Source organism: Nodosilinea sp. FACHB-141 (genome assembly GCF_014696135.1).
Classification (GTDB): domain Bacteria; phylum Cyanobacteriota; class Cyanobacteriia; order Phormidesmidales; family Phormidesmidaceae; genus Nodosilinea.
Window position 1 is genome coordinate 702888 of the sequence record NZ_JACJPP010000007.1, and the last position, 18865, is coordinate 721752.

The window sequence follows — 18865 nt, forward strand, 5'->3', positions numbered from 1 at the left end:
ACCCGCTAGTGTGCCTCTATTTTACTGGCCTAACCGCTACCGGCGCGGCTCAGCAGCTGTCATGACGGGGTTGTGAAATAGCAGTATCAGCTTGTTCCGAGGCATGGTTTTTATCATCTAGGTTTGGCCTCGTTGCAGGTAAAGCCGATCAGATTCAAACTTTTATCTGCAACTGACTACACCACGCGATTTTCTTCAATGCAGCGGGCGTACCAGTGGTAGCTGGCTTTGGGAATGCGCTGCTGAGTGGCAAAGTCCACATAAGTGACGCCAAAGCGGCGATCGCGTCCATAGGCCCACTCAAAGTTATCCATAAAGGTCCAGAGGAAATAGCCCATCAGTGGATAGCCCTCTTGCACGGCGCGGTGGGCCGATCGCAGGTACTGTTGCAAATACTGAATGCGATCGAGATCCAGTACTTCTCCGGCGGGCGTGAGTTCATCCTGGGCAGCGCAGCCATTCTCGCTGATGAAAACGCGTAGCTCGGGGCGCTGAAGGGTATCGCTGATGTGGCGCACGCCCCAGTAGAGGCTGTCGGGCAAGATATGCAGCCAGGGCATGTGCATGCGCGGGTAGCTCTGGGGAAAGGGCAGGCTTTCAAAGCCCCTGGCATTGTCAGCCGCTCTCATATAGACTCCCGTGTAGACATTGAACCCGAGAGAATCCAGCGGTTGGTGAATGGTGGCTAGGTCGCCGGGCAGAATGTCGGGGGCATTCTTGCCCAAGTCTGCCAGCAGTTGGGGATTGTATTCCCCGGTTAGGGCCGGGTAGAGAATGCCGCCGTTGGTGCCCGTCAGGGGAAAGGCCGCCTGGGCAGCGGCGATATCCGCTGGGGTATCGGTGAGGGGGACGGTGGCGAGGTAGTTATCGACTAGCGCTACTTGGCAGGGCTGAGGCGAGGCGGCACGAATGGCCTGGCAGCCCAGGCCGTGGGCCAGCAGGGCGTGGTGGGAGGTTTGCCAGACTTCTTTGCTAGTTTTGACTACGGTGCCGGGGGCCATTTCGGGAACGTGGCCGACGCCGTAGCCGATGTGGGTAAAGCAAAAGATTTCGTTCAGGGTCATCCAGTGGGTGATGCGATCGCCCAGCTTCTTCACCACCACCGTGACGTAGTCGGCAAAGTCTTGCGCCATCTGGCGACTGCGCCACGAGCCGTACTCGTCTTCGAGGGCTTGAGGACTATCCCAGTGAAACAGGGTGGCGTGGGGAGTAATGCCAAACTCCAGCAGGGTATCGACCAGCTCGCTATAGAAAGCTAAACCGGCATCATTCACCGCGCCGCGCCCCTGGGGCATAACGCGGGGCCAGGAGATGCTGAAGCGGTAGTGGCGCACACCCAAGTCAGCCATCAGGGCGATGTCGTCGCGGAAGCGGTGGAAATGGTCGCAGGCGATCGCCCCGGTGTCGCCATAGAGCACCCGCCCTGGAGTTTGGCTAAAGACATCCCACACGCTGGGGCCTCGGGCCTCGGCAGCACCTTCAATCTGGTATGACGCAGTCGCTACCCCCCACTGAAACCCTGGCGGAAATGTGTATACCATCGCTTTGTCCTAATACTGTTTTGTACGCCGCATTACTCAATTGAAGAACGCTTTAAAGAGCTTGGGTAATAGCTTGTTCCCTGTGAACAAGGACACAGAATTTTCTTTAAAGCAGAATTGGGGAACTAAAATCCTGCAAAAAACGTCTCCTCAAAAATTCTCAAAGCCAGTCTCTCTCGCCTAAGTAAATACTACCTAGGGCTGATTTTCATCAAGTTTTATTGCATGTATTCTGATCGATATGTTACGCTCGCTGCTGCTTGCGCGATCGGTAGGTTTTTCTCAATTGATGGCTATGCCCGAGCGACAGCTTTCCCATGGGTCGTGCCTGTGGGCATAGCGGTGTTTACTGGTTTAACCCACTCTAGTAACCCTTGTATAGATGAGGGTTCAGAGCGCTTCGAGGCCAAACTTACTGAAGCCGTCGGTTTATGTCTCAATTCAATTCTAAGCATTATCAGCCTTCAAAACAACGGCTTAATTGGCTAGAAGGTATTCGGCTATTAGCAGCCGTTGGCATTCTGCTCTATCATGCCCAGCTGCTGTTTACGAAGTACGCTTACACTCCCCAGCCCACTGGGCTGCGAAGCAACTGGGCCACCATTGCTGAGGCCAACGCTCATCTCGGCCAAAATGTGCTGGCTTCTGCGATCGCTTTACCGGTTTGGTTTGGCTTTCAGGCGGTCGATATTTTTATTTTAATTGCTGGCTTTGTGCTGGTTTTGTCGCTGCGCAGCAAAGCCCAGGCTGTCGGTGCAGGCGAGTTTATTCAAAGTCGCCTGCTGCGAATTCTCTGGCCATTTTGGACCGTAGCCTGGCTGGCCTATCCCATTCTTTGGCTGATTGGTATTGCCAACAACAGCTATCGACCGTCGCCATGGGATACCTTTGCTGGGGCTACATTTCCGTTGCTATTTGGCTTTGACGGCGAACGTTTGTTGGCGACTAGCGGCCCCTGGTGGTTTATTCCCCTAATTATTAGTTTCACGCTAATTTCTCCTATCCTCTGGCAACTTCTAAACCGCTGGGGAACCCGCAATTTGCTGCTGGTGAGTTTAGTGGTCACGTTGCTCTATCGCTACGCAGCGGTCTACCACTTTGGCGGGCATCTGACCTACTCTATGCTCGACACGCCCAACAACTGGTTGCCCTTTGTCTCATTTGTGGCCAAGCTGAGCACATTTGTCGTCGGCATGGCTATGGCAGAGGCCTATTGCCAGCACCGTGGCCCCTTGTTTTGGCGGCCTCAGCGGCTGCTTTGGATTGGGCTAGTGGTCTACGCTGCGGGTTTTATAGCGCAGTTTTATCGAATGGGCTGGGTGGTCTGCGATCTGCTGTTACCCATCGGTTTTGTCATGATTGCGGCGGTGGTACTGCGATCGCTGAGCAATGTGCCGGCGCTATCAGCGGCTATGGGGCGGCTGGGTGTCCATAGCTATAGCTACTTCTTAATTCACGGCTTTGTAATCGATCGCACGATCAATCTGTGGGTGCAAGATAGCGTTTGGCGCTACTGGGTTGCTCTACCGCTAATGGTCGTTGGCACCCTAGCGTTGGCCATGATTGCCGATGCGGCGTGCCCCTTTATCCAGCGCAGCGCTGTACAGCTATGGCGCGACATTGACTATTTGCTGATGCAAGACCCAACGGCTGAAGGTGCTAGCTGGTGTCCGGTGGTGGGCGATCGCGTCAGCTACAAGGGCAGCCGAGACTGGATTGTGCAGAAGATTGAAACTCTGCTCGACGAAGGCGAATCCTATCTTTGCCAAATTTCAGAGGGTCGCCGCACAATCTGGGTCAACGCCAACCATTTAAGCCTGGTTGAAGCTACGTCGAGGGTGCACAGCCCCTACGCGCCAATTAAAACTGTTGTTTAAGCCAGGAGTTGCACTGTAGTGACCAAAACGTGGTCTAGCGAAATTCAAAAGGTCATCTTTACCCACGTGCTGCTGATTGGCCTGCCCACCGTTTTTTATGGATATTTGCTGCTTAGCGGCTGGGGTTTGATGGGGCCACGGGCTGTGGTATTGACGCTTTTTTTGTTCAATGCGGTGATTATCATCGTCGAGTCGAGCAATGCGTTATTTCGCCGGTTTGCAACCCATCGCCATCGGCTTAGCCCTCCGTCAGAGCAGACCCGAAACCAGGTCAAAGCCTGGATGGGAGTGCGAGGGGCTGAGTACCCCTCTCCCCTCGATCCGGTGCCCCGCTGCTCATTTTTAGTGGCCGCCTACTTGCCCAACGAGCAGAACATTATCGTTGAGACTCTGCACCATTTGCTCACTCACATCGAGCGACCGGCGGACGGGTTAGAAATTATTTTGGCCTACAACACGCCTGTGGATTTGCCCATTGAGGCTGAGCTACATCAGCTGGCCAGGCAGCATGATGAGCTGATCATTTTGCGGGTCGAAGGCAGCCGATCTAAGGCCGAAAATATGAATGCCGCCCTCGACATTGCGACGGGAGAAGTCACCTGTGTTCTCGATGCCGATCACCATCCCAGTGCCGACTGTTTTAGGCGGGCGTGGCACTGGATTGCTCAGGGGTACGATGTTATTCAAGGCCGCAACGTCATTCGCAACCATGACGAAAACTTTCTGGCTCAAAACGTGGCGATCGAGTTTGAGCAGATGTACGGCATTAGTCACGCGGCGAAGTCGTTTCTGACTGACACCAGCATCTTTGGTGGCTCGAACGGCTACTGGCGAACCTCGGTGCTCAAACAAATTCGCTTCAACCCCAACCGATTGACTGAAGATATTGACGCCTCTTTGAGAACGCTGCTTAACGGCTACAAAATTTTGCACGATCGCAGTATCGTAACCAGTGAGCTAGCGCCCGCCTCGCTCAAAACACTTTGGTTTCAGCGCAAACGCTGGGCCCACGGCTGGCTAGAAGTGTCGCTGCTCTATCAGCGCCGGTTGTGGCGATCGCCTCACTTCAACAACTGGCAAAAATTCTACTGGACGTATCTGCTCTACTACTGCGAATCTTTCGCCCTAATTTCGCTACAGCTCTTGCCGGTGCTGCTGGCCTTTTTGCTGGTGCCCGGTGCGGTGTCGGGCCAGATGCAAGTTTATTTTTGGGTTGCCGGTGGCCTGTCGCTTTTCAGCGGGGTTTACCAAATTCTAGCAACGGCAAAGGTTGCGTCTAGGCGTTATCCGCTGACTTACTACATTAAGCATGTGCTGTTTTTGCCTTTCTACGTCACCCTCAAAAACTCGATCGCGATCGTCGCTATCTACGACTACCTCAATGGAGAAAATACCTGGGTTGTGACCCCTCGCGATACGCGATCGCAGAAGCGGTATCGCCTTAAGCAGGGGTAAGGGTTTCGGTTGGTTTCGCGCCATGTATCTGGGGCATACTCTCAGCGTGCCTAGCAGCTCGCCCCAGGAAGTTTATCAACTATGAAGCTAAACGCCCGTAGGCAACGGGTATCCCCCCTAAAAGACAAACCTTTGCGGAACCCAGGGCAATCCCTTGATGAAGAGCTACAGCGTTTGTGGGATGAAGACCTCAACACGTGGCTGAGCCTGTTTTTGCTGCCCATCATCTTTACCGCATACGAGTGGTGGCGTGCAGTGAGCAACACCCCGCCGCAGCCTTTAGGAGCCCTCATAGTCACCATCCCAATTTCGAGCTGTGCCTGCTTTCGGCTCTACCGATTGAGACTACAGCTCAGGCGCCTGAGGATGGCGCGAGATGGAGAGAAGGCGGTTGGACAATACCTGTCAGATTTGAGAGAAAAAGGCTATCGAGTCTTCCACGACATTGTGGGAAAGGGGTTCAACGTCGATCACGTGGTGATTTGCGATCGCGGCATTTTCACCATCGAAACTAAAACCTACAGCAAACCATCGTCTGGAAAATCCACTATTCACTTCGATGGCGAAACCATTCAAGTTAACGGCCAGATGATGGAGCGCAATGCGGTTGAGCAAGCCAAGGCACAGGCTTACTGGGTCGCAGAAGTACTGAAGGAAAGTACCGGCAGATCTTTTGCTGTTAAGCCAGTGGTGGTTTTCCCAGGATGGTTTGTGGAGTCGTCTAAGACAAAAGGGCCCTCTGACCTCTGGGTGCTGAACCCCAAAGCTCTGCCCAGTTTTATCGACAACGAACCGCAGCGGGTTACCCCAGAAGATGTCAAGCTCGCGGCTTACCATCTATCTCGCTACATTCGTACCTCTTAAAGCTGGAGTTAGTTCAAACTCCAGCGGCTCTCAACTAGCATCTTTTACAATTTGATGGTGTAGAGCCAACGATGATGACCCTCGACCAACTTCAAACCGAACTGCTAGCGCTTTCACCCCAAGAAAAAGCGCAAGTCATTCAACTGCTGGTCTCTAGCCTCAGCGGTACCTGGGTTGGCATTGAGAAAACCCCTGGCGTTATGGGCGGTGATGCCTGCATTCGCCAAACCCGCATTCCAATCTGGCTGCTAGTTAGCCTTCGTCAGCAGGGCGCAACGGAAGCCTTTCTTCTAGAAGACTATCCCGACCTCACTGCCGCAGACCTCACCAATGCTTGGCTTTACGCCAGCACCCACCAATCCGAAATTGAAGCTGCCCTTCAACGGCAAGCGGCAGCCTGAGCATGGCTCGACTCTACGCCGATGAGGGTTATCCTCGCCAAGTCAGCCGACTGCTCAAAGACCTAGGGCATGACGTGCTGACCGTTCAAGAGGCAGGACAAGGGAATAAACGCATCCCCGATGAAACAGTGTTAGCTTTCGCTATCAGTCAAAATCGAGCTGTGCTAACCGTTAACCGAGGTGACTTCATTCGGCTGCACAACCAAAATTCTGGTCACGCTGGCATTATCGTTTGTACAGAAGACATCGATCGCCAGGGGCTTGCTAACCGAGTACACCAAGCGATTCTTGAAGCAGGAACTTTGGCAGGACAATTGATTCGCGTAAATCGTCCCAATTCCTGAATTGTGGCTACGACATTCTGACGCTGTGGCTAAAGGCTTTTCTCCATAAAGGAGCTGTTGGGGTCGGCGGTGTAGTCGCCAAAGGGGCCTCGGTACTCAAAGCCGTAACGCTCGTACAGGGTGCGGGCCGGGGCAAAAGCAGGGAAAGAGCCCGTTTCTAGATACAGGTGGGTGTAGCCCCGCTGCCGAGCAACATCAATAATGTGTTCCAAAATGCTAGAGGCGATGCCCTTGCGGCGATGGGCAGCAGGGGTACGCATCGACTTAACTTCGCCGCTGGTGGAGTCGAGTTCCTTCAGCGCGCCGCAGCCCAGGAGGTCATTGCCATCCCAGGCCGTCCAGAAGGTGATGTTTGGTGCTCTCAGCTGCTCCAAATCCAGTGCGTGAACGCTGCCGGAGGGCGTAATCTCGTGCATGTTTTCCAGATGCTCGCGCAGCAGGGCGATAATCTGAGGTCCGGTCAGATCGTCTTCGCGGATGTGCATTTGGCTCACCTCCCTAACGTGTTGGGAAATTTTACCGTTGGGAAATCTGACCAAACCGTTGCCACTGAACCGGGGGCGGCATGAGAAATTCGTAAGCCCCTGCCGCCTGCCCCGGCGCGGCGGTGAGCACAATGTCAAACGAGAGCGACAGGCGCAGCTCGTCGGTATGGTTGGGCGTTACCCCATGGCGCTGTTTGGCGGGGAAGACAATCAGCCGTCCTTCAGTGGGTAAGTAGAGAGCCTGGTCTTGGTTGAGGTAGTTCCAGGTAGAAATGATGTCGGTGTTTTCGCTGCCCAAGCCGGGGCTGACCTCGTTGGGGCGGGCATCGTCTAAAAAGGTGAGACAGCCCGCCGCATCGGTGCCCGACTCGGGCACGGCGACGTAATACACAGCGCTGACGTGGGCGGTGTTGTGGCAGTGGGCACCGACCTCCTGCTGGGGGCGCGACACCACGGGCCAGGCCCGCTGAATGTAGAGATCGATCTGGCTGAGGTCGAGGCCAAGCTCGGTTAGGTAGTTCACCACATGGGTTTCGACCTGGGCGACTACCCAGGCAAAGCGGGGATCGGTGTGCACTTTTTCGACGCCGTGCAGATCGCCCGTCCAGGCCATTTCGGGAAAGTTGCGGGGTTCGCTGCCGTTGGCTTCTAGGTCAAGAATGGCCTCGGAGAGAGCCGCTTTGTGCTGGGCTGCATCGGGCAGGTCGTTGTAGTAGACGGCAAGGGGAAACCAGGTATCGACGGGCATTGGTGAGATGGGGGGGTTAGGGAGATGAGGGAGTGAAAAGGGAAGCCTTCAGCGAGGGCAAACGGGGTTGGCGCGGGTCTCTGCTGGATTGTAGTGTTTAGTCTGATATAGCTCGACCGACCAGTTTAAGACATTGCTCAGCTTATCAGCCTAGGAGAGGCCAGCGATGGAGTGGATTACGACCCGACCCATTGCCCACCGGGGCCTGCACCAGGGGACAGCGGTGCCCGAGAATTCGCTGGCAGCCTTTGAGGCGGCGATCGCGGCCCACCACCCCATCGAACTCGATGTGCAGCTACTGGCCGATGGTAATCTAGTTGTGTTTCACGATCGCGACCTGAAGCGACTGACGGGTCACAAGGGCCGTATCGCCCACCACAATCTCCAGAGCCTCAAGCAGTTTCGCCTCTATGACACCGAGCAGACCATCCCCTCGCTGGCCGAAATGCTGGCCTGTGTCAATGGTCGAGTGCCCCTGCTAATTGAGATTAAGAATGAGAAAAAGGTTGGCCGCCCTGAGCAGGCCTTGGTAAAAACTCTGGCGGGCTACCGGGGAGAGTTTGCGGTGCAGTCGTTTAACCCGCGATCGCTCCAGTGGTTTAAGCGCCATGCTCCCGACATTATCCGAGGGCAGCTGGCCAGCAAACCGCAGCAGTTTTTGCGCAGCAATCTGCTGCTCACCTGGGCCAGTTCGCCGCATTTTATTTCTTATAACGTTAAGGCACTGCCAACCCTACCCACCACCCTGGCCCGCCGCTACTTTAATCTGCCTCTGCTGGCCTGGACGGTGCGCAGCCAGGACGAATGCGATCGCGCCATTCAGTACGCCGACAACTACATTTTTGACCAGTTTTAGCCCGGCCTCGACAGACATCAACTTGCCCCTTATTCCCGCTAGGGGCAGGCTGAGTAAATTATCGAAACGCTCCTGGTATTGCGGTATGCCCCTCTCGATCAAAGGTTTATGGGCTGTGGCCAAGGTTCAGATGCACCTGGCGCTAGGGTTACTCATGTCTCGTCAAGCCGTCTGTCCCTTAACCCAAGCGTTGAGCCTGGCGGAGCGTTATCCTGGCTCCGTGGTCTCAAGCACCGATGAAACCCTATTGCAGCCCGCAATCTCTGTCGTGATCCCAGCTTTGAATGAGGCGAGACAGTTGCCAGCGGTGCTAAACACGATCCAACCGGCCAACCCGGTGGAGGTGATTGTGGTGGATGGCGGCAGTGTAGATGGTACTGCCGAAGTGGCCGAGGCACTGGGGGCCAAGGTGGTCAGGTCGGTTCCGGGGCGATCGCACCAGCTCAACTGTGGGGCTGCCGCCGCTACCGGCCCCCTGCTGCTGTTTCTCCACGCCGACACCCGTCTGCCCGCAGGGTTCGATCGCACCATTTGCCAAACCCTGGCCCAGCCTGGAGTGTTTGCCGGAGCCTTTCGCCTCGCCATCGACGGCCCTAGCCGAGGTCTGCGCTGGGTGGAATGGGGGGTGAATTTGCGATCGCGCCTTCTGCAAATGCCCTACGGCGACCAGGCGATCTTTCTCAAAGCCGAGGTCTTTCACAATATGGATGGCTTCCCCAACCTGCCGATGATGGAAGACTTTGAGCTGATGCGGCGGCTGCGCAAAGTGGGGAAGGTGGCGATCGCGCCTGCTGCCGTGGTGACGAGCGATCGTCGCTGGCGCACCCTCGGCATTCTCCGTACTACCCTGGCGAATCAGGCAATGATTGCTGGCTACCTACTCGGCGTTGATCCCCACCAACTCGCCCGCTGGTACCGCAGCTTGGGGAAGCCTAAGCACTGAGCGACACAAGTTAAGTCTTAGGAATCGCTCAGCTCATTGGCCACAGGTTTAATCACTTCTTGCAGAGCTGCTTGCAGCACGTCATCACTGACACCATGCCGTCTCAAGCTTGCAATTAGCTCAGATACATGATCCTCTTCAAGTCGCTCTAAATCGACTCGCAACCCTTGACCAATATAGGCCCGAGCTAAAGGTTGATACCCAGAGAAGCCGAGTAGAGGGGCAATCCGCTTAAGGTCTTCAATCACGTCTTCAGGCATGCGAATGGTGATTGTTGTCATAGGCCGATTTCTGTCTAGCCGTTTCTTCAAAGCATCAGCTTTCATAGTATTCACGCTCCTGGCGGGTTGCCCTTCGGGCCGAAATAATCCGAATGGTGTCGCTTTCTCGCTCAATGTAGACAACGTATAGAAGGTTCCAACGCGTATCTAAACCGATGACGGCATCACGTGCTTCATCGTTACGGCTGGCATCAACCACCACCAGCAAGGGGTCAAAGAATACTTGCGCAGCCTGCTGAAACGTTACACCGTCGTGCTTTTGAGGGTTGAGCTGAGCCTTTTCATCATTCCAGACAAAGGAGACTCCATTGAGTACGAAGTAAACGTCCATACCTTGAAATCGTAGCTAGGTCGTAATGACAACGTCAATACGTCTCAGTTAAGCAAGCTCTACCCACCCATCTACCCCGATAACAACCCGCCGCTTAGTCGCTTCATCACCCGGCCGGCAATATCGGCGTAGCGCACCTCGCCAGCCAAAATTTGACCCAAACGTTGGGTGGCTGTGGGTCGCTTAATGCCCACTCGGTAACCAATCCCCGGCACTCGAAAGAATAACCCAGCAATGCGCTTGGCCCAGGGCATATCTTCGCCCCAGGTAGCGTGCATGGTGGCGGTGTAGTTGGCTAGGGCTTGGGGATCGCCGCCCAAGGCCGCATGAATCGCTTCGGCGGCCCGCACGCCGCTAATCATGCCGGGGCGAATGCCTTCGGCACTGAGCGGATCGACAATGGCAGCGGCTTCGCCCACTAGCACCGCTCGATGGGTGTGCAAAGGATGGTTGCCATCCCACAGCTTCAGCGGGTGGCTGTAGACCGTACCCTGATCGAGGCTTATCCCAAAAGACTGGCTGTATTTTTCCAAGGCCTTTCTGTAGTCTGCCGGGGCTTGGCCTAAGAAGGTCGCCGCCCCAATTGAGTAACCGTGTGCTTTGGGAAAGTTCCAGGCGCAGCCCTGCTTAACGAGGCCAAACTCAAAGTTGATGGCGCAGTCATCCCCCAGAGGGGCAAGCACTTCTAACACGCTGGCGGTGCGCAGGGCCAAATCAGGAAAGCCTAGCCATTTGGCCATGGGGCCGGTGGCCCCGTCAGCGGCTACGAGGTAAGCCGCTTCCAGCATGCCAGCCGTAGTGGTTACTTGCCAGTAGTCGCCCTTATTCTCAATGCTAGTAACAGCCGTACCATCCTTTAGCTGTGCCCCCAGCTTTTGCGCCTGCTGCACTAAAAAGTGGTCAAACACCTCGCGCTTCACCATCCAGATTGGGTCGGCGGTGGCGAGTTCGGCTTCAATGGGGTCGCCCAGCTTGTAGGTGTAGCGCACCCGGCGCATGGGGCGATCGATCGCTGGGGTAAAGTCGAAATCAAAGAACTCCGCCACGCTGGGTGACACTGCACCGCTACAGGGTTTGTAGCGGGGTAGCGAATCCTTTTCTACGATCAGCACCGAGTGCCCCTGCTTGGCCAGGTAGTAGGCAGTAGATGCTCCGGCAGGGCCGGCCCCTACAACAATAACGTCGTACATCGGGTTCCTAAAACGGTAGATGGGGCACAAGGGGGCTTGCCCTCATCCTACCGTTTTAGCGGTTTGGGAAAACCAGCCTTAAAAATAGGTGCCCCCCCTGGGCATTGCGCGTTTAGGAAGCTCGGGGTTAAGTAAACAGGTTGAGACGTAGTGAGATAAAGCCTAACTTTCGACGACTGCCCCCTAGCGCTGAGCCATTTACTTTTTAGGTACTATGCAACGCAATTTCTTTAAAGCTCTCAAGGTTAGTGCGTTGGGCTGTTTGGCCTTAGGCGTGCTGGCTAGCTGCGGTGGCGGAACCCCCACCGCCACGGCCCCTGAGGCCGAACCCACCGAACCTACCGAAACCGCCAGCGCCGAGGGCGAAACCGGCACGTTGGTGATTCGCGCCAATGGCGAAGATTTTGTGCGCCAGGGATTCACTACTAAAGACGGCTGGGAAATCGAGTTTGACAACCTCTACGTGTCTTTGGCCGATATCACTGCTGCCCAGACCGATCCTCCCTTTGACCCTGAGGTGAACGATACCTTGGAGGCCAAAGCCGAAGTCAAGGTCGACGGTACCCAAGTGGTTGATCTGGCCGAGGGCGATGAAGCGGCTGAGCCCGTGGCCGTGGGTGAAGTAGAGGCTCCGGCGGGGCGCTTTAATGCCTTGGCTTGGCGCATGGTGCCTGCCGAGAGCGGCCCTTCAGAGGGCTACTCGATCTGGATGCAGGGCACAGCTACCAAAGAGGGCGAAGAGATTCCGTTTACCGTCAAGGTGAATGAAGAGCTGGCCTTTACCTGCGGCGATTTCGTGGGCGACAATCGCAAGGGCATTCTCACCGCTGGAGAAGAAGCTGACCTAGAAGCTACCTTCCACTTTGACCACCTGTTTGGCGACGGCAGTGCCCCCGCTGACGACGGCATCAATACCGGTGCCCTAGGCTTTGAGCCCCTGGCGGCCCTGGCCGAAAACGGTGTGGTCGATGTCGATAGCTCTGCTCTCCAAGCAGAGCTATCAGAGGCCGATTACACCACATTCCTCTCGATCTTGCCCAGCCTGGGCCACGTGGGCGAAGGCCACTGTGCAGAAACTAAGCTGGCTACCCTATGAAACTAAACCTGACGTTGGCACTAACTGTAGGATTGGCTGGCTGGGCGTTGCCGGCGATCGCCCATGGCGTCACGGTGGAGCATCGCCAGATCAGCAGCGTTGAGATCAACGCTCAATTTGAGACTGGAGAGCCGATGGCCAACGCCCAGGTGCTGGTCTATGCTCCCGATCAGCCCGCCGAACCCTGGCAACAGGGCACCACCGACGACCAAGGAAAGTTCAGCTTTACACCAGACGCAGCCCAGCCCGGCAGCTGGGAAGTCATGGTGCGCCAGGCGGGGCACGGGGTGGTGACCACCATTCCGGTGGGGAATTCCTCTCCTGAGAACTCCACTTCTGACCCTGGGACAGAGGCGGCAGACGAGCCCAATTCTTTAATCTCTCGTAGTACTGGCCTATCTCCAGTGCAGCAGGGTATTACTATTGGCTCTGTAATCTGGGGCTTTATCGGCACCGCTCTATTTTTTGCCAGAGGCAAGCGCTAGTGCACATTCCCGACGGAATCTTACCAGCCCAGGTCTGCGCGGCTGGGTACGCCATGACTGGAGTAGCAACCTGGTATTCCCTGCGGCAGATTAACCGGAAGCCCGACCCCGCTGCCGAAATTCCAAAGGCGTCGCTGTTGACGGCGGCGTTTTTTGTAGCCTCTTCTATTTATATTCCGGTGCCGCCCGCTAGCGTCCACCTGATTTTGAACGGGCTACTGGGAGTGGTGCTGGGCTATTTTGCTTTTCCGGCTATTCTGATTGGCCTATTTTTTCAAGCGCTGGTGATTGGCCACGGGGGCATCACCACCCTGGGGGTGAATGCGGCGATGATGGGCATTCCGGCATTGCTGGCATACCACATTTTTCAGGGCCGTAACACGGTGGGCAAGATGCTCAAAGAGCCGACCCGCACGGGGGTGTTTTCTTTTTTGGGCGGTGCCCTGGGCCTGGGGATCGCGGCCCTGATCTTTCTGGCGCTGATTATTTTCAACATTCCCGCTGAGCTCAATGCGGGGGCGGAGCGGGCGGCGGTGCTGACGCTGTCGGTGGGCCACGTGCCCCTGGCCGTGATCGAAGGCATATTTACGACCATGCTGGTGCTGTTTTTGCGTCGGGTAAAGCCCGAGCTGCTGGAGGGTTAGGCCACCATGGGAGCTGCTAGTCTCGATACCTATGTACACCGTGAGTCGGTGATCCACCGCTGGTCGCCCCGGCTGAAACTGGTTAGCCTGGTGGCGCTGATGTTTGCCTTTGCCATGGTGCGTCAGCTGACCCTGGTGCCCTGGATGCTGGGGTTGGCAGCTGCGCTCTACGGGCTCTCGGGGCTGCCGGTGTCGTTTTTGCGGCAGCGGCTGAGCTATCCGGGGCTGTTTATTCTGTCGCTGGTGGTGGTGCTGCCGCTGACGGTGGGCGATACGGTGCTGGGTCAGTGGGGCTGGCTGACTCTGCGCCAAGAGGGGTTGCAGGCGACGCTGCTAATTGTGGGGCGGTTTTTGTCGATTTTGACCCTGGGGTTTATTTTGCTGGGGACGACGCCGTTTTTGACGCTGCTACACGCGATGCGATCGCTCGGTTTGCCCACCATCTTGGCGGATATGACGCTGCTCTCGTACCGCTATCTGTTTGAAATTGCCGCCATGCTAGCCACCATGCAGCAGGCCATGCGGCTGCGGGGCTTTGGCCAGCGGCGGCAGCGCTGGCTGCGAATAAACGGTCAGATGATGCAGCAGCTAGCCATGCTGGCCGGCAATCTGCTGATTCGCAGCTATGAGCAGTCAGACCGGGTCTACCGGGCTATGCGCCTGCGGGGCTACGGCTACGGAGGCAAGATAGCGGTGGGGCAGAGCGCTGCGGCGCAGCCCAGCACCCTAAGCTGGGGGCTGGCGGCGGCGGTGCTGACAGCAGCGGTCAGCCTAGTAATCGCTGAAGGACTTTTGCGCCTGTGAGGGATACGCCAATGATGAATTCAATCTCGACTGGGTTTGACCCCTTAGCCATGGCTCAAAAGCCTCAGCGAGAGGCGATCGCGGCCCGCGATCTCAGCTTTGGCTACCCCGACCAGCCCGAGGTGCTGGGGAATATTTCGCTGACCATTGGCCAGGGCGATCGCGTCGGCATTATTGGCCACAACGGCTGCGGCAAGACCACTCTATTTATGCTGCTGTGCGGCGTGTTCACCCCTGCTGCTGGGGAAATTTACCTGTTTGGTGAACCGCTCAAGCCCGGCCAGTTTCGCCCCGAAGTCGGCCTGTTGTTTCAAGACCCAGACGACCAACTGTTTTCTGCCTCGGTGCGCGACGACATCGCCTTTGGCCCCCAAAACATGGGCCTCGACTCGGCAGAGGTAGAGGCGCGGGTTGCCCAGGCTGCCGATATGGCGGGCATCACCCACTTGCTCGATCGCCTGCCCCACCACCTGTCGGGCGGCGAAAAACAGATGGTGGCGATCGCCGGTCTTCTGGCCATGACCCCCCAGATCATTCTCTATGACGAACCCACCGCCAGCCTTGATCTGCGCACCCGCCGCCGCCTGATTCGCTTCTTGCAAAACTCCACCGAGACCGTGCTGATCTCCTCCCACGATCTAGAATTTGTGCTGGAGGTGTGCGATCGCGTCATTCTGATCGACGAAGGCCGCATCATCGCCGACGGCTGCCCTCGCAAAATCATGGGCGATCGGGCGCTAATGGAAGCCCACGGCCTGGAGAAGCCCCATTCGCTGATTCCCCACATTGATCCCCACCACGGGGGGTAGCGAGTAGGGAGTTTTGAATCAGCATTCTTGAGAACCGTAGGGTGCATTCGCGGCCATACCCCTATCCAGCAACGCCCTGATCGCTTTGATGGACCGCAATGCACCTCTGGAGAATCGTGCATAGATAAGCAGGATTTGCCTTAAGAATAGATTTTTGTCGTTGGGGCTGCCGCGCTAGCGACGTGGACGATTGGTGTCCAAGGCGAGGGCGGCGCTCCAGGCTTCTTTCACTGCTGCCCGAACTAAGAAAAAAGGGGTTCCTGACTTGTGCAGGAACCCCTTTCGCTATCTCTCTCTCTCTCGTCTCAACTGGCTAACAGGCTCGATCTAGTCGGGCTTTTTCTCCGGCATCATGCACTTATCGGAGTCGCAGCCAGCGGGGCCAGCTTCAATTACCTCGCCCGCGTCGTAGCGCGACAGGGCAGCGTGGAAGTTTTCGGTGCCGCGCCGCGCCTCTACCTGCTGCTTGAGAGCCTCAAAAGTGACTTTGTCGATGGGCTCAAAGGGTAGGCGAGGGAAGGTTTGCAGGTCGTCGAACCGGGCCAGCAGAGCAGCGGAAATGTAGCCTTCGTCGTTTTGGATGGTTTGGTAGATGCGCTCGGCCAGATCCTCCAGCTCGGGTTCGCGAAACTCGATGGTGGCCGAGGTGTTGTGGGTGGTGTAGTGCTTCTGCACCTGCATGTAGAAGTCAAACTGAGCCGCCGCCGAGAATTTCTCGATAGCGATTTCGTCCGCCCCTGGCACATTCGCCCAAGGCACCTCAACCGGAATTTCCACCAGCCACTCGGTGCAGCGGGGATCAAAGGGATCGTTGAGCAAACCACCGTTCTCGTCCTTGTCGGACTGGGAGGGCACGATGGAGTAGCCGTAGTCGATGCAGGCCATCGCCACGGGATCATTCTTGCGGAAGGTGATGCGGCGAATGAAGCGCTGGGCCTTAGGGGGGTGCCAGCCGGGGCTAGCGCCCGTGAGCAGCGACTTAGTGCCTGCGGGCTGTACGGTAGTGCAGCGGTTGGGGCGCACCAGGCCGTGGCGATCGCAATATTCCCCCACCACCCGATGCACAGTATCCTTCCAGCGGGTCAGGTACTCTTGCTCTTTGGCCTTGAAGTCCAGCCCCTGCATGGTGTTGGGGCGACCCGCCTCCCACCAGCGCAGCCACTCGACTCCAAAGGCGATCACGAAAAAGTCAAACAGCCCAGTGAAGGAGACGCCGACGATTGGATCCTCTAGGCGCGACTTCTGGTAGCGAGGTTCCTGAAACTGGTGATTCAGAAGCACCGCGACGGAAAGGGCGGCGGCGGTGAAGGCGTCTTCCTGATCCTTTAGGTTCTTTGGGTCGAGCTGGTTGAGGTGTACTTCCGCCAGGTTGCAGTGGAAGTTGGCCCCCAGGATCTCGCCGCAGGGGTTAAGACCGTAGCGATCGTCAGCTCCGGCCCGGCGCTTGGCTTCCCCGGCCCACTGGATTGCGCCTTCGCCAGAGTAAAACTGCTTGCGAACCGAATCGACGCAGTCTTGCAGGCTGGGCTTGGTGTGGAAGACGCGGGTGTGGTTAGCCATGCGCAGCACGTCGCGCTCGGGGTCGATGCGCCAGTTGCCCTCGGCGTCTTGCTGCCAAAGGTTGTCTTTGGCGCTAGCGGCCAGTTCGTCGTTGCTGTCAAACTGGCGCATGCCCGCGCTGCGGCGGATGTTGCCCGCCACCACGCAAGCGGCGGCTTCGTCGATTAGCAGGCAGCACTCGACCGAGTTGAGCTGGCGGCGCAGCGCCTTGTTGAGAATGCTGGCGCAGCGGTCGTAGAGCAGCGATAAACGGACGGGGTTGGCCACGCCGCCAAAGCCCTTGAGTTTTTCGCCAGCGGGGCGCACGTCGCGTAGGTCGATGGTGACGCTAACATCCCCCGTGAAGCGATCGTCGGTAGACAGCTCCAACAGGGTTTCATAAGACTTGACCCAACCCTGGCGGCTGTCGCCGACGCGAATGGTGACTTGGTTACCCTCGATGGTGATCTCAGTGACTTCGCGGCGATCGGCCACGGGGGTTTCACCAATATCGCCCGCCATGGTGACAATCAGGCGGTTGCGAATGACGGGAATTTGATTGATGTACTTGGGTTCGAGGATTGCTCCAGTGCCGCAGCCCATCATGGCCAGATCCATCATCAGGCCGAAGGCGCGCCAGTCAACCACATCGGTGCTGGTGCAGTTATAGGCCCCAGAAAAGTTTTCGGGCTGCTTGCTCCAGTCGGTGCCGCCTACCCACAGCCAGCGGCCCGAGGGCAGGGCTTTGACCTGGCGCTGCATGCGGTTGAGTAGTGCCGTCTCTTCATCGGTGAGGTTGCCGAGTTCGACTAGACCGGCCAGGGTGCGATCGCACACCTGATCCCAGGTTTCGCGCTGCCCCTCTACCACCTCGCCCCGACGGCTGTAGGTACGATAGAACACAGGAAACGCCGCCGGAGCTGCCTCAGGGAAAGGCCCCTGTGACCGGGTACGGGGAAGTTCTTGAACCATGGGATCAGCCTTTTGCTAGCGAGAGAGTACGTAGACCGGCGCATCGCTCATACCCAGAGGTAAAAACCCACATGTATCGGTAGATTCTCGTCTGAGCCGAGTAAAGCGCCCCAATGGTCGATCATCATACCCGATTATTTTCAGATGTAGTGTCTAACAGTCACCTTTCTCCAGAAATAGCGCTAAATCTAGAGGCACCTAGCTGCATAGAGTTCAATTTATTAGGATCTCAAGTTGTGTTGCAAGGTCAACCCTGATCCCCAGGTTTTTGGCATTATTAAATTAGGATCCAAAACTTTCTATACAAGCCGTTTCTAAACAATGAGAGGCCCCATGGAAAAAGTTTGCTGGGAGCAGTTTAAGCACCGCTACGACGGCCCCGACGGCCAGCTTAAAGCTTGGGCTGACTATCAACGGGCCTATCAGCAGTGGCGGCGATCGTGCCTGACAGATGCGGCGTCGCTAGGGCCGAGCCATCGCTAACCTCTTCTTCCCTTTAAGATGGAGACACTTGTCATCCTAGAGCGTTGCTATGGCGCAAACAATTGCAGCCCGAAAAGTCAAACTCCACGATCTCAAGACAAAGTTTGGTCTGCAACAGGTGCACGATGATGCCTTTTTTACAGAATGGCAGCACGACTTACCCGAATTAACGGTTTCAGAGCAGCGATCGCTGGATCGAATTAAGCAGAACTATCTCTATCTGCTTGAATATCCTGTGATGGAAAGCATTGTCAAAATGGTGGTGCTTTCTCCCCTGCTAGATTTGGCTGGATTTTATGAGCCGCCGTTTCGAGTAGATGGTGAAACCTCCATCCAAGTTGCGGCAGAGGATGAAGGGGATATCATCCAAGGCGCCATTGATGTCGTAGTGATTCAAGGGCAGCTGTGGGTCACAGTCATCGAGGCAAAAAACTCCGAGTTTTCGATCACGAAAGCTATTCCCCAGGCTTTGGCTTACATGCTGGCGGCACCCAACTCAGAGAAACCAGCGTTTGGCGTTGTCCTGAATGGTAGCGAGTTTCTATTCCTCAAGCTTGTGCCAGGAGAGGCGCCTCGATATGCCGCGTTTGACTTATTTTCCTTACTCAATCGGGGCAATAACCTGTACTCTGTTTTGCGCTGCTTGAAACGGTTCAGGAGTTTGCTCGAGACTTAACGTCACCCCGTTGGAACGAGCCTTGATGCGTTGGAGACATG

21 protein-coding genes are annotated in these 18865 nt (G+C 56.4%); 14 read left to right on the forward strand and 7 right to left on the reverse strand.

The features are described 5' to 3' along the window. Window positions 1-176: 176 nt before the first annotated feature. On the reverse strand, window positions 177-1541 hold the full coding sequence (locus H6F59_RS06630) for a GH1 family beta-glucosidase (RefSeq protein WP_190696677.1): 1365 nt from the start codon (window positions 1539-1541) through the stop codon (window positions 177-179). Window positions 1542-1972: 431 nt separating this feature from the next. On the opposite strand from H6F59_RS06630, the gene H6F59_RS06635 reads away from it, so the two are divergent. The 5 genes from H6F59_RS06635 to H6F59_RS06655 all read left to right on the forward strand — a co-directional run bounded on the left by H6F59_RS06635 (window position 1973) and on the right by H6F59_RS06655 (window position 6482). After that, window positions 1973-3418 (forward strand): acyltransferase, encoded by a 1446-nt coding sequence (locus H6F59_RS06635; RefSeq protein ID WP_190696679.1) that lies wholly within the window; start codon window positions 1973-1975, stop codon window positions 3416-3418. An 18-nt stretch (window positions 3419-3436) separates the two neighbouring features. After that, entirely contained in the window at window positions 3437-4873 is a 1437-nt protein-coding gene (locus H6F59_RS06640) for a glycosyltransferase (RefSeq protein ID WP_190696682.1), read from the forward strand. Between the two features lie 81 nt (window positions 4874-4954). Further along, the gene (locus tag H6F59_RS06645) at window positions 4955-5737 is read left to right on the forward strand and encodes a nuclease-related domain-containing protein (protein WP_190696685.1); all 783 of its coding nucleotides are present in this window, start codon (window positions 4955-4957) and stop codon (window positions 5735-5737) included. Window positions 5738-5811: 74 nt separating this feature from the next. Continuing rightward, window positions 5812-6138 carry a DUF433 domain-containing protein gene (locus H6F59_RS06650; RefSeq protein WP_190697252.1) on the forward strand — a complete coding sequence of 109 codons (327 nt, stop codon included), beginning with the start codon at window positions 5812-5814 and terminating at the stop codon, window positions 6136-6138. 2 nt (window positions 6139-6140) lie between these two features. Beyond that, the gene (locus tag H6F59_RS06655) at window positions 6141-6482 is read left to right on the forward strand and encodes a DUF5615 family PIN-like protein (protein ID WP_190696688.1); all 342 of its coding nucleotides are present in this window, start codon (window positions 6141-6143) and stop codon (window positions 6480-6482) included. A gap of 29 nt (window positions 6483-6511) precedes the next feature. Here the strand turns inward: H6F59_RS06655 and H6F59_RS06660 are convergent, their stop codons facing one another. Together H6F59_RS06660 and H6F59_RS06665 are read right to left on the reverse strand one after the other, a co-directional pair. Beyond that, on the reverse strand, window positions 6512-6967 hold the full coding sequence (locus H6F59_RS06660; protein WP_190696692.1) for a GNAT family N-acetyltransferase: 456 nt from the start codon (window positions 6965-6967) through the stop codon (window positions 6512-6514). Window positions 6968-6998: 31 nt separating this feature from the next. Continuing rightward, window positions 6999-7715 (reverse strand): TIGR02466 family protein, encoded by a 717-nt coding sequence (locus tag H6F59_RS06665; protein WP_190696695.1) that lies wholly within the window; start codon window positions 7713-7715, stop codon window positions 6999-7001. A 166-nt stretch (window positions 7716-7881) separates the two neighbouring features. Here H6F59_RS06665 and H6F59_RS06670 point away from each other — a divergent pair, with 166 nt between their 5' ends. Together H6F59_RS06670 and H6F59_RS06675 are read left to right on the forward strand one after the other, a co-directional pair. Beyond that, complete coding sequence (locus H6F59_RS06670; protein WP_190696698.1) at window positions 7882-8571, forward strand: glycerophosphodiester phosphodiesterase family protein; 690 nt, start codon at window positions 7882-7884, stop codon at window positions 8569-8571. A gap of 115 nt (window positions 8572-8686) precedes the next feature. Then, complete coding sequence (locus H6F59_RS06675; RefSeq protein ID WP_313887133.1) at window positions 8687-9514, forward strand: TIGR04283 family arsenosugar biosynthesis glycosyltransferase; 828 nt, start codon at window positions 8687-8689, stop codon at window positions 9512-9514. A gap of 17 nt (window positions 9515-9531) precedes the next feature. On the opposite strand, the gene H6F59_RS06680 is transcribed toward H6F59_RS06675, so the two are convergent. From H6F59_RS06680 to H6F59_RS06690, 3 genes are all read right to left on the reverse strand, one after another. Further along, complete coding sequence (locus tag H6F59_RS06680; RefSeq protein ID WP_190696701.1) at window positions 9532-9840, reverse strand: hypothetical protein; 309 nt, start codon at window positions 9838-9840, stop codon at window positions 9532-9534. Continuing rightward, window positions 9830-10126, reverse strand: coding sequence for a BrnT family toxin (locus tag H6F59_RS06685; protein WP_190696703.1), 297 nt, complete (start codon window positions 10124-10126; stop codon window positions 9830-9832). The genes H6F59_RS06680 and H6F59_RS06685 overlap by 11 nt, the downstream gene beginning before the upstream one ends. A 71-nt stretch (window positions 10127-10197) precedes the next feature. Continuing rightward, window positions 10198-11316 carry a geranylgeranyl reductase family protein gene (locus tag H6F59_RS06690; RefSeq protein ID WP_190696705.1) on the reverse strand — a complete coding sequence of 373 codons (1119 nt, stop codon included), beginning with the start codon at window positions 11314-11316 and terminating at the stop codon, window positions 10198-10200. Window positions 11317-11530: 214 nt separating this feature from the next. Here H6F59_RS06690 and H6F59_RS06695 point away from each other — a divergent pair, with 214 nt between their 5' ends. From H6F59_RS06695 to H6F59_RS06715, 5 genes are read left to right on the forward strand one after another with little or no spacing between them, the layout of a single operon-like run. Beyond that, window positions 11531-12412: a DUF4382 domain-containing protein gene (locus tag H6F59_RS06695; RefSeq protein ID WP_199325620.1), complete on the forward strand. Its 882-nt coding sequence runs from the start codon at window positions 11531-11533 to the stop codon at window positions 12410-12412. Continuing rightward, window positions 12409-12897, forward strand: coding sequence for a carboxypeptidase-like regulatory domain-containing protein (locus H6F59_RS06700; RefSeq protein ID WP_190518320.1), 489 nt, complete (start codon window positions 12409-12411; stop codon window positions 12895-12897). Before H6F59_RS06695 ends, H6F59_RS06700 begins: the two co-directional genes overlap by 4 nt. Then, entirely contained in the window at window positions 12897-13541 is a 645-nt protein-coding gene (cbiM, locus tag H6F59_RS06705) for a cobalt transporter CbiM (protein WP_190518318.1), read from the forward strand. Before H6F59_RS06700 ends, cbiM begins: the two co-directional genes overlap by 1 nt. Window positions 13542-13547: 6 nt before the next feature. Then, window positions 13548-14345, forward strand: coding sequence for a cobalt ECF transporter T component CbiQ (gene cbiQ, locus H6F59_RS06710; protein ID WP_190696707.1), 798 nt, complete (start codon window positions 13548-13550; stop codon window positions 14343-14345). Between the two features lie 14 nt (window positions 14346-14359). Continuing rightward, a complete protein-coding gene (locus H6F59_RS06715; protein WP_242021292.1) occupies window positions 14360-15154 on the forward strand; it encodes an energy-coupling factor ABC transporter ATP-binding protein in 795 nt (264 codons plus the stop codon). 327 nt (window positions 15155-15481) lie between these two features. Here the strand turns inward: H6F59_RS06715 and nrdJ are convergent, their stop codons facing one another. Further along, a complete protein-coding gene (gene nrdJ, locus H6F59_RS06720) occupies window positions 15482-17665 on the reverse strand; it encodes a ribonucleoside-triphosphate reductase, adenosylcobalamin-dependent (protein WP_190696709.1) in 2184 nt (727 codons plus the stop codon). Window positions 17666-17998: 333 nt separating this feature from the next. Here nrdJ and H6F59_RS06725 point away from each other — a divergent pair, with 333 nt between their 5' ends. Together H6F59_RS06725 and H6F59_RS06730 are read left to right on the forward strand one after the other, a co-directional pair. Then, window positions 17999-18148: a hypothetical protein gene (locus tag H6F59_RS06725; RefSeq protein WP_190696711.1), complete on the forward strand. Its 150-nt coding sequence runs from the start codon at window positions 17999-18001 to the stop codon at window positions 18146-18148. Window positions 18149-18197: 49 nt separating this feature from the next. Then, window positions 18198-18824 (forward strand): type I restriction endonuclease, encoded by a 627-nt coding sequence (locus H6F59_RS06730; protein WP_190696714.1) that lies wholly within the window; start codon window positions 18198-18200, stop codon window positions 18822-18824. Window positions 18825-18865: the final 41 nt, after the last annotated feature.

What these genes read in the sequence shown, in the direction of transcription:
- H6F59_RS06630 (WP_190696677.1), bottom strand. Translation starts at nt 1,541, where the DNA reads ATGGTATACACATTTCCGCCAGGGTTTCAGTGGGGGGTAGCGACTGCG.
- H6F59_RS06635 (WP_190696679.1), top strand. Translation starts at nt 1,973, where the DNA reads ATGTCTCAATTCAATTCTAAGCATTATCAGCCTTCAAAACAACGGCTT.
- H6F59_RS06645 (WP_190696685.1), top strand. Translation starts at nt 4,955, where the DNA reads ATGAAGCTAAACGCCCGTAGGCAACGGGTATCCCCCCTAAAAGACAAA.
- H6F59_RS06650 (WP_190697252.1), top strand. Translation starts at nt 5,812, where the DNA reads ATGACCCTCGACCAACTTCAAACCGAACTGCTAGCGCTTTCACCCCAA.
- H6F59_RS06655 (WP_190696688.1), top strand. Translation starts at nt 6,141, where the DNA reads ATGGCTCGACTCTACGCCGATGAGGGTTATCCTCGCCAAGTCAGCCGA.
- H6F59_RS06660 (WP_190696692.1), bottom strand. Translation starts at nt 6,967, where the DNA reads ATGCACATCCGCGAAGACGATCTGACCGGACCTCAGATTATCGCCCTG.
- H6F59_RS06665 (WP_190696695.1), bottom strand. Translation starts at nt 7,715, where the DNA reads ATGCCCGTCGATACCTGGTTTCCCCTTGCCGTCTACTACAACGACCTG.
- H6F59_RS06670 (WP_190696698.1), top strand. Translation starts at nt 7,882, where the DNA reads ATGGAGTGGATTACGACCCGACCCATTGCCCACCGGGGCCTGCACCAG.
- H6F59_RS06680 (WP_190696701.1), bottom strand. Translation starts at nt 9,840, where the DNA reads ATGAAAGCTGATGCTTTGAAGAAACGGCTAGACAGAAATCGGCCTATG.
- H6F59_RS06685 (WP_190696703.1), bottom strand. Translation starts at nt 10,126, where the DNA reads ATGGACGTTTACTTCGTACTCAATGGAGTCTCCTTTGTCTGGAATGAT.
- H6F59_RS06690 (WP_190696705.1), bottom strand. Translation starts at nt 11,316, where the DNA reads ATGTACGACGTTATTGTTGTAGGGGCCGGCCCTGCCGGAGCATCTACT.
- H6F59_RS06695 (WP_199325620.1), top strand. Translation starts at nt 11,531, where the DNA reads ATGCAACGCAATTTCTTTAAAGCTCTCAAGGTTAGTGCGTTGGGCTGT.
- H6F59_RS06700 (WP_190518320.1), top strand. Translation starts at nt 12,409, where the DNA reads ATGAAACTAAACCTGACGTTGGCACTAACTGTAGGATTGGCTGGCTGG.
- cbiQ (WP_190696707.1), top strand. Translation starts at nt 13,548, where the DNA reads ATGGGAGCTGCTAGTCTCGATACCTATGTACACCGTGAGTCGGTGATC.
- H6F59_RS06715 (WP_242021292.1), top strand. Translation starts at nt 14,360, where the DNA reads ATGAATTCAATCTCGACTGGGTTTGACCCCTTAGCCATGGCTCAAAAG.
- nrdJ (WP_190696709.1), bottom strand. Translation starts at nt 17,665, where the DNA reads ATGGTTCAAGAACTTCCCCGTACCCGGTCACAGGGGCCTTTCCCTGAG.
- H6F59_RS06725 (WP_190696711.1), top strand. Translation starts at nt 17,999, where the DNA reads ATGGAAAAAGTTTGCTGGGAGCAGTTTAAGCACCGCTACGACGGCCCC.
- H6F59_RS06730 (WP_190696714.1), top strand. Translation starts at nt 18,198, where the DNA reads ATGGCGCAAACAATTGCAGCCCGAAAAGTCAAACTCCACGATCTCAAG.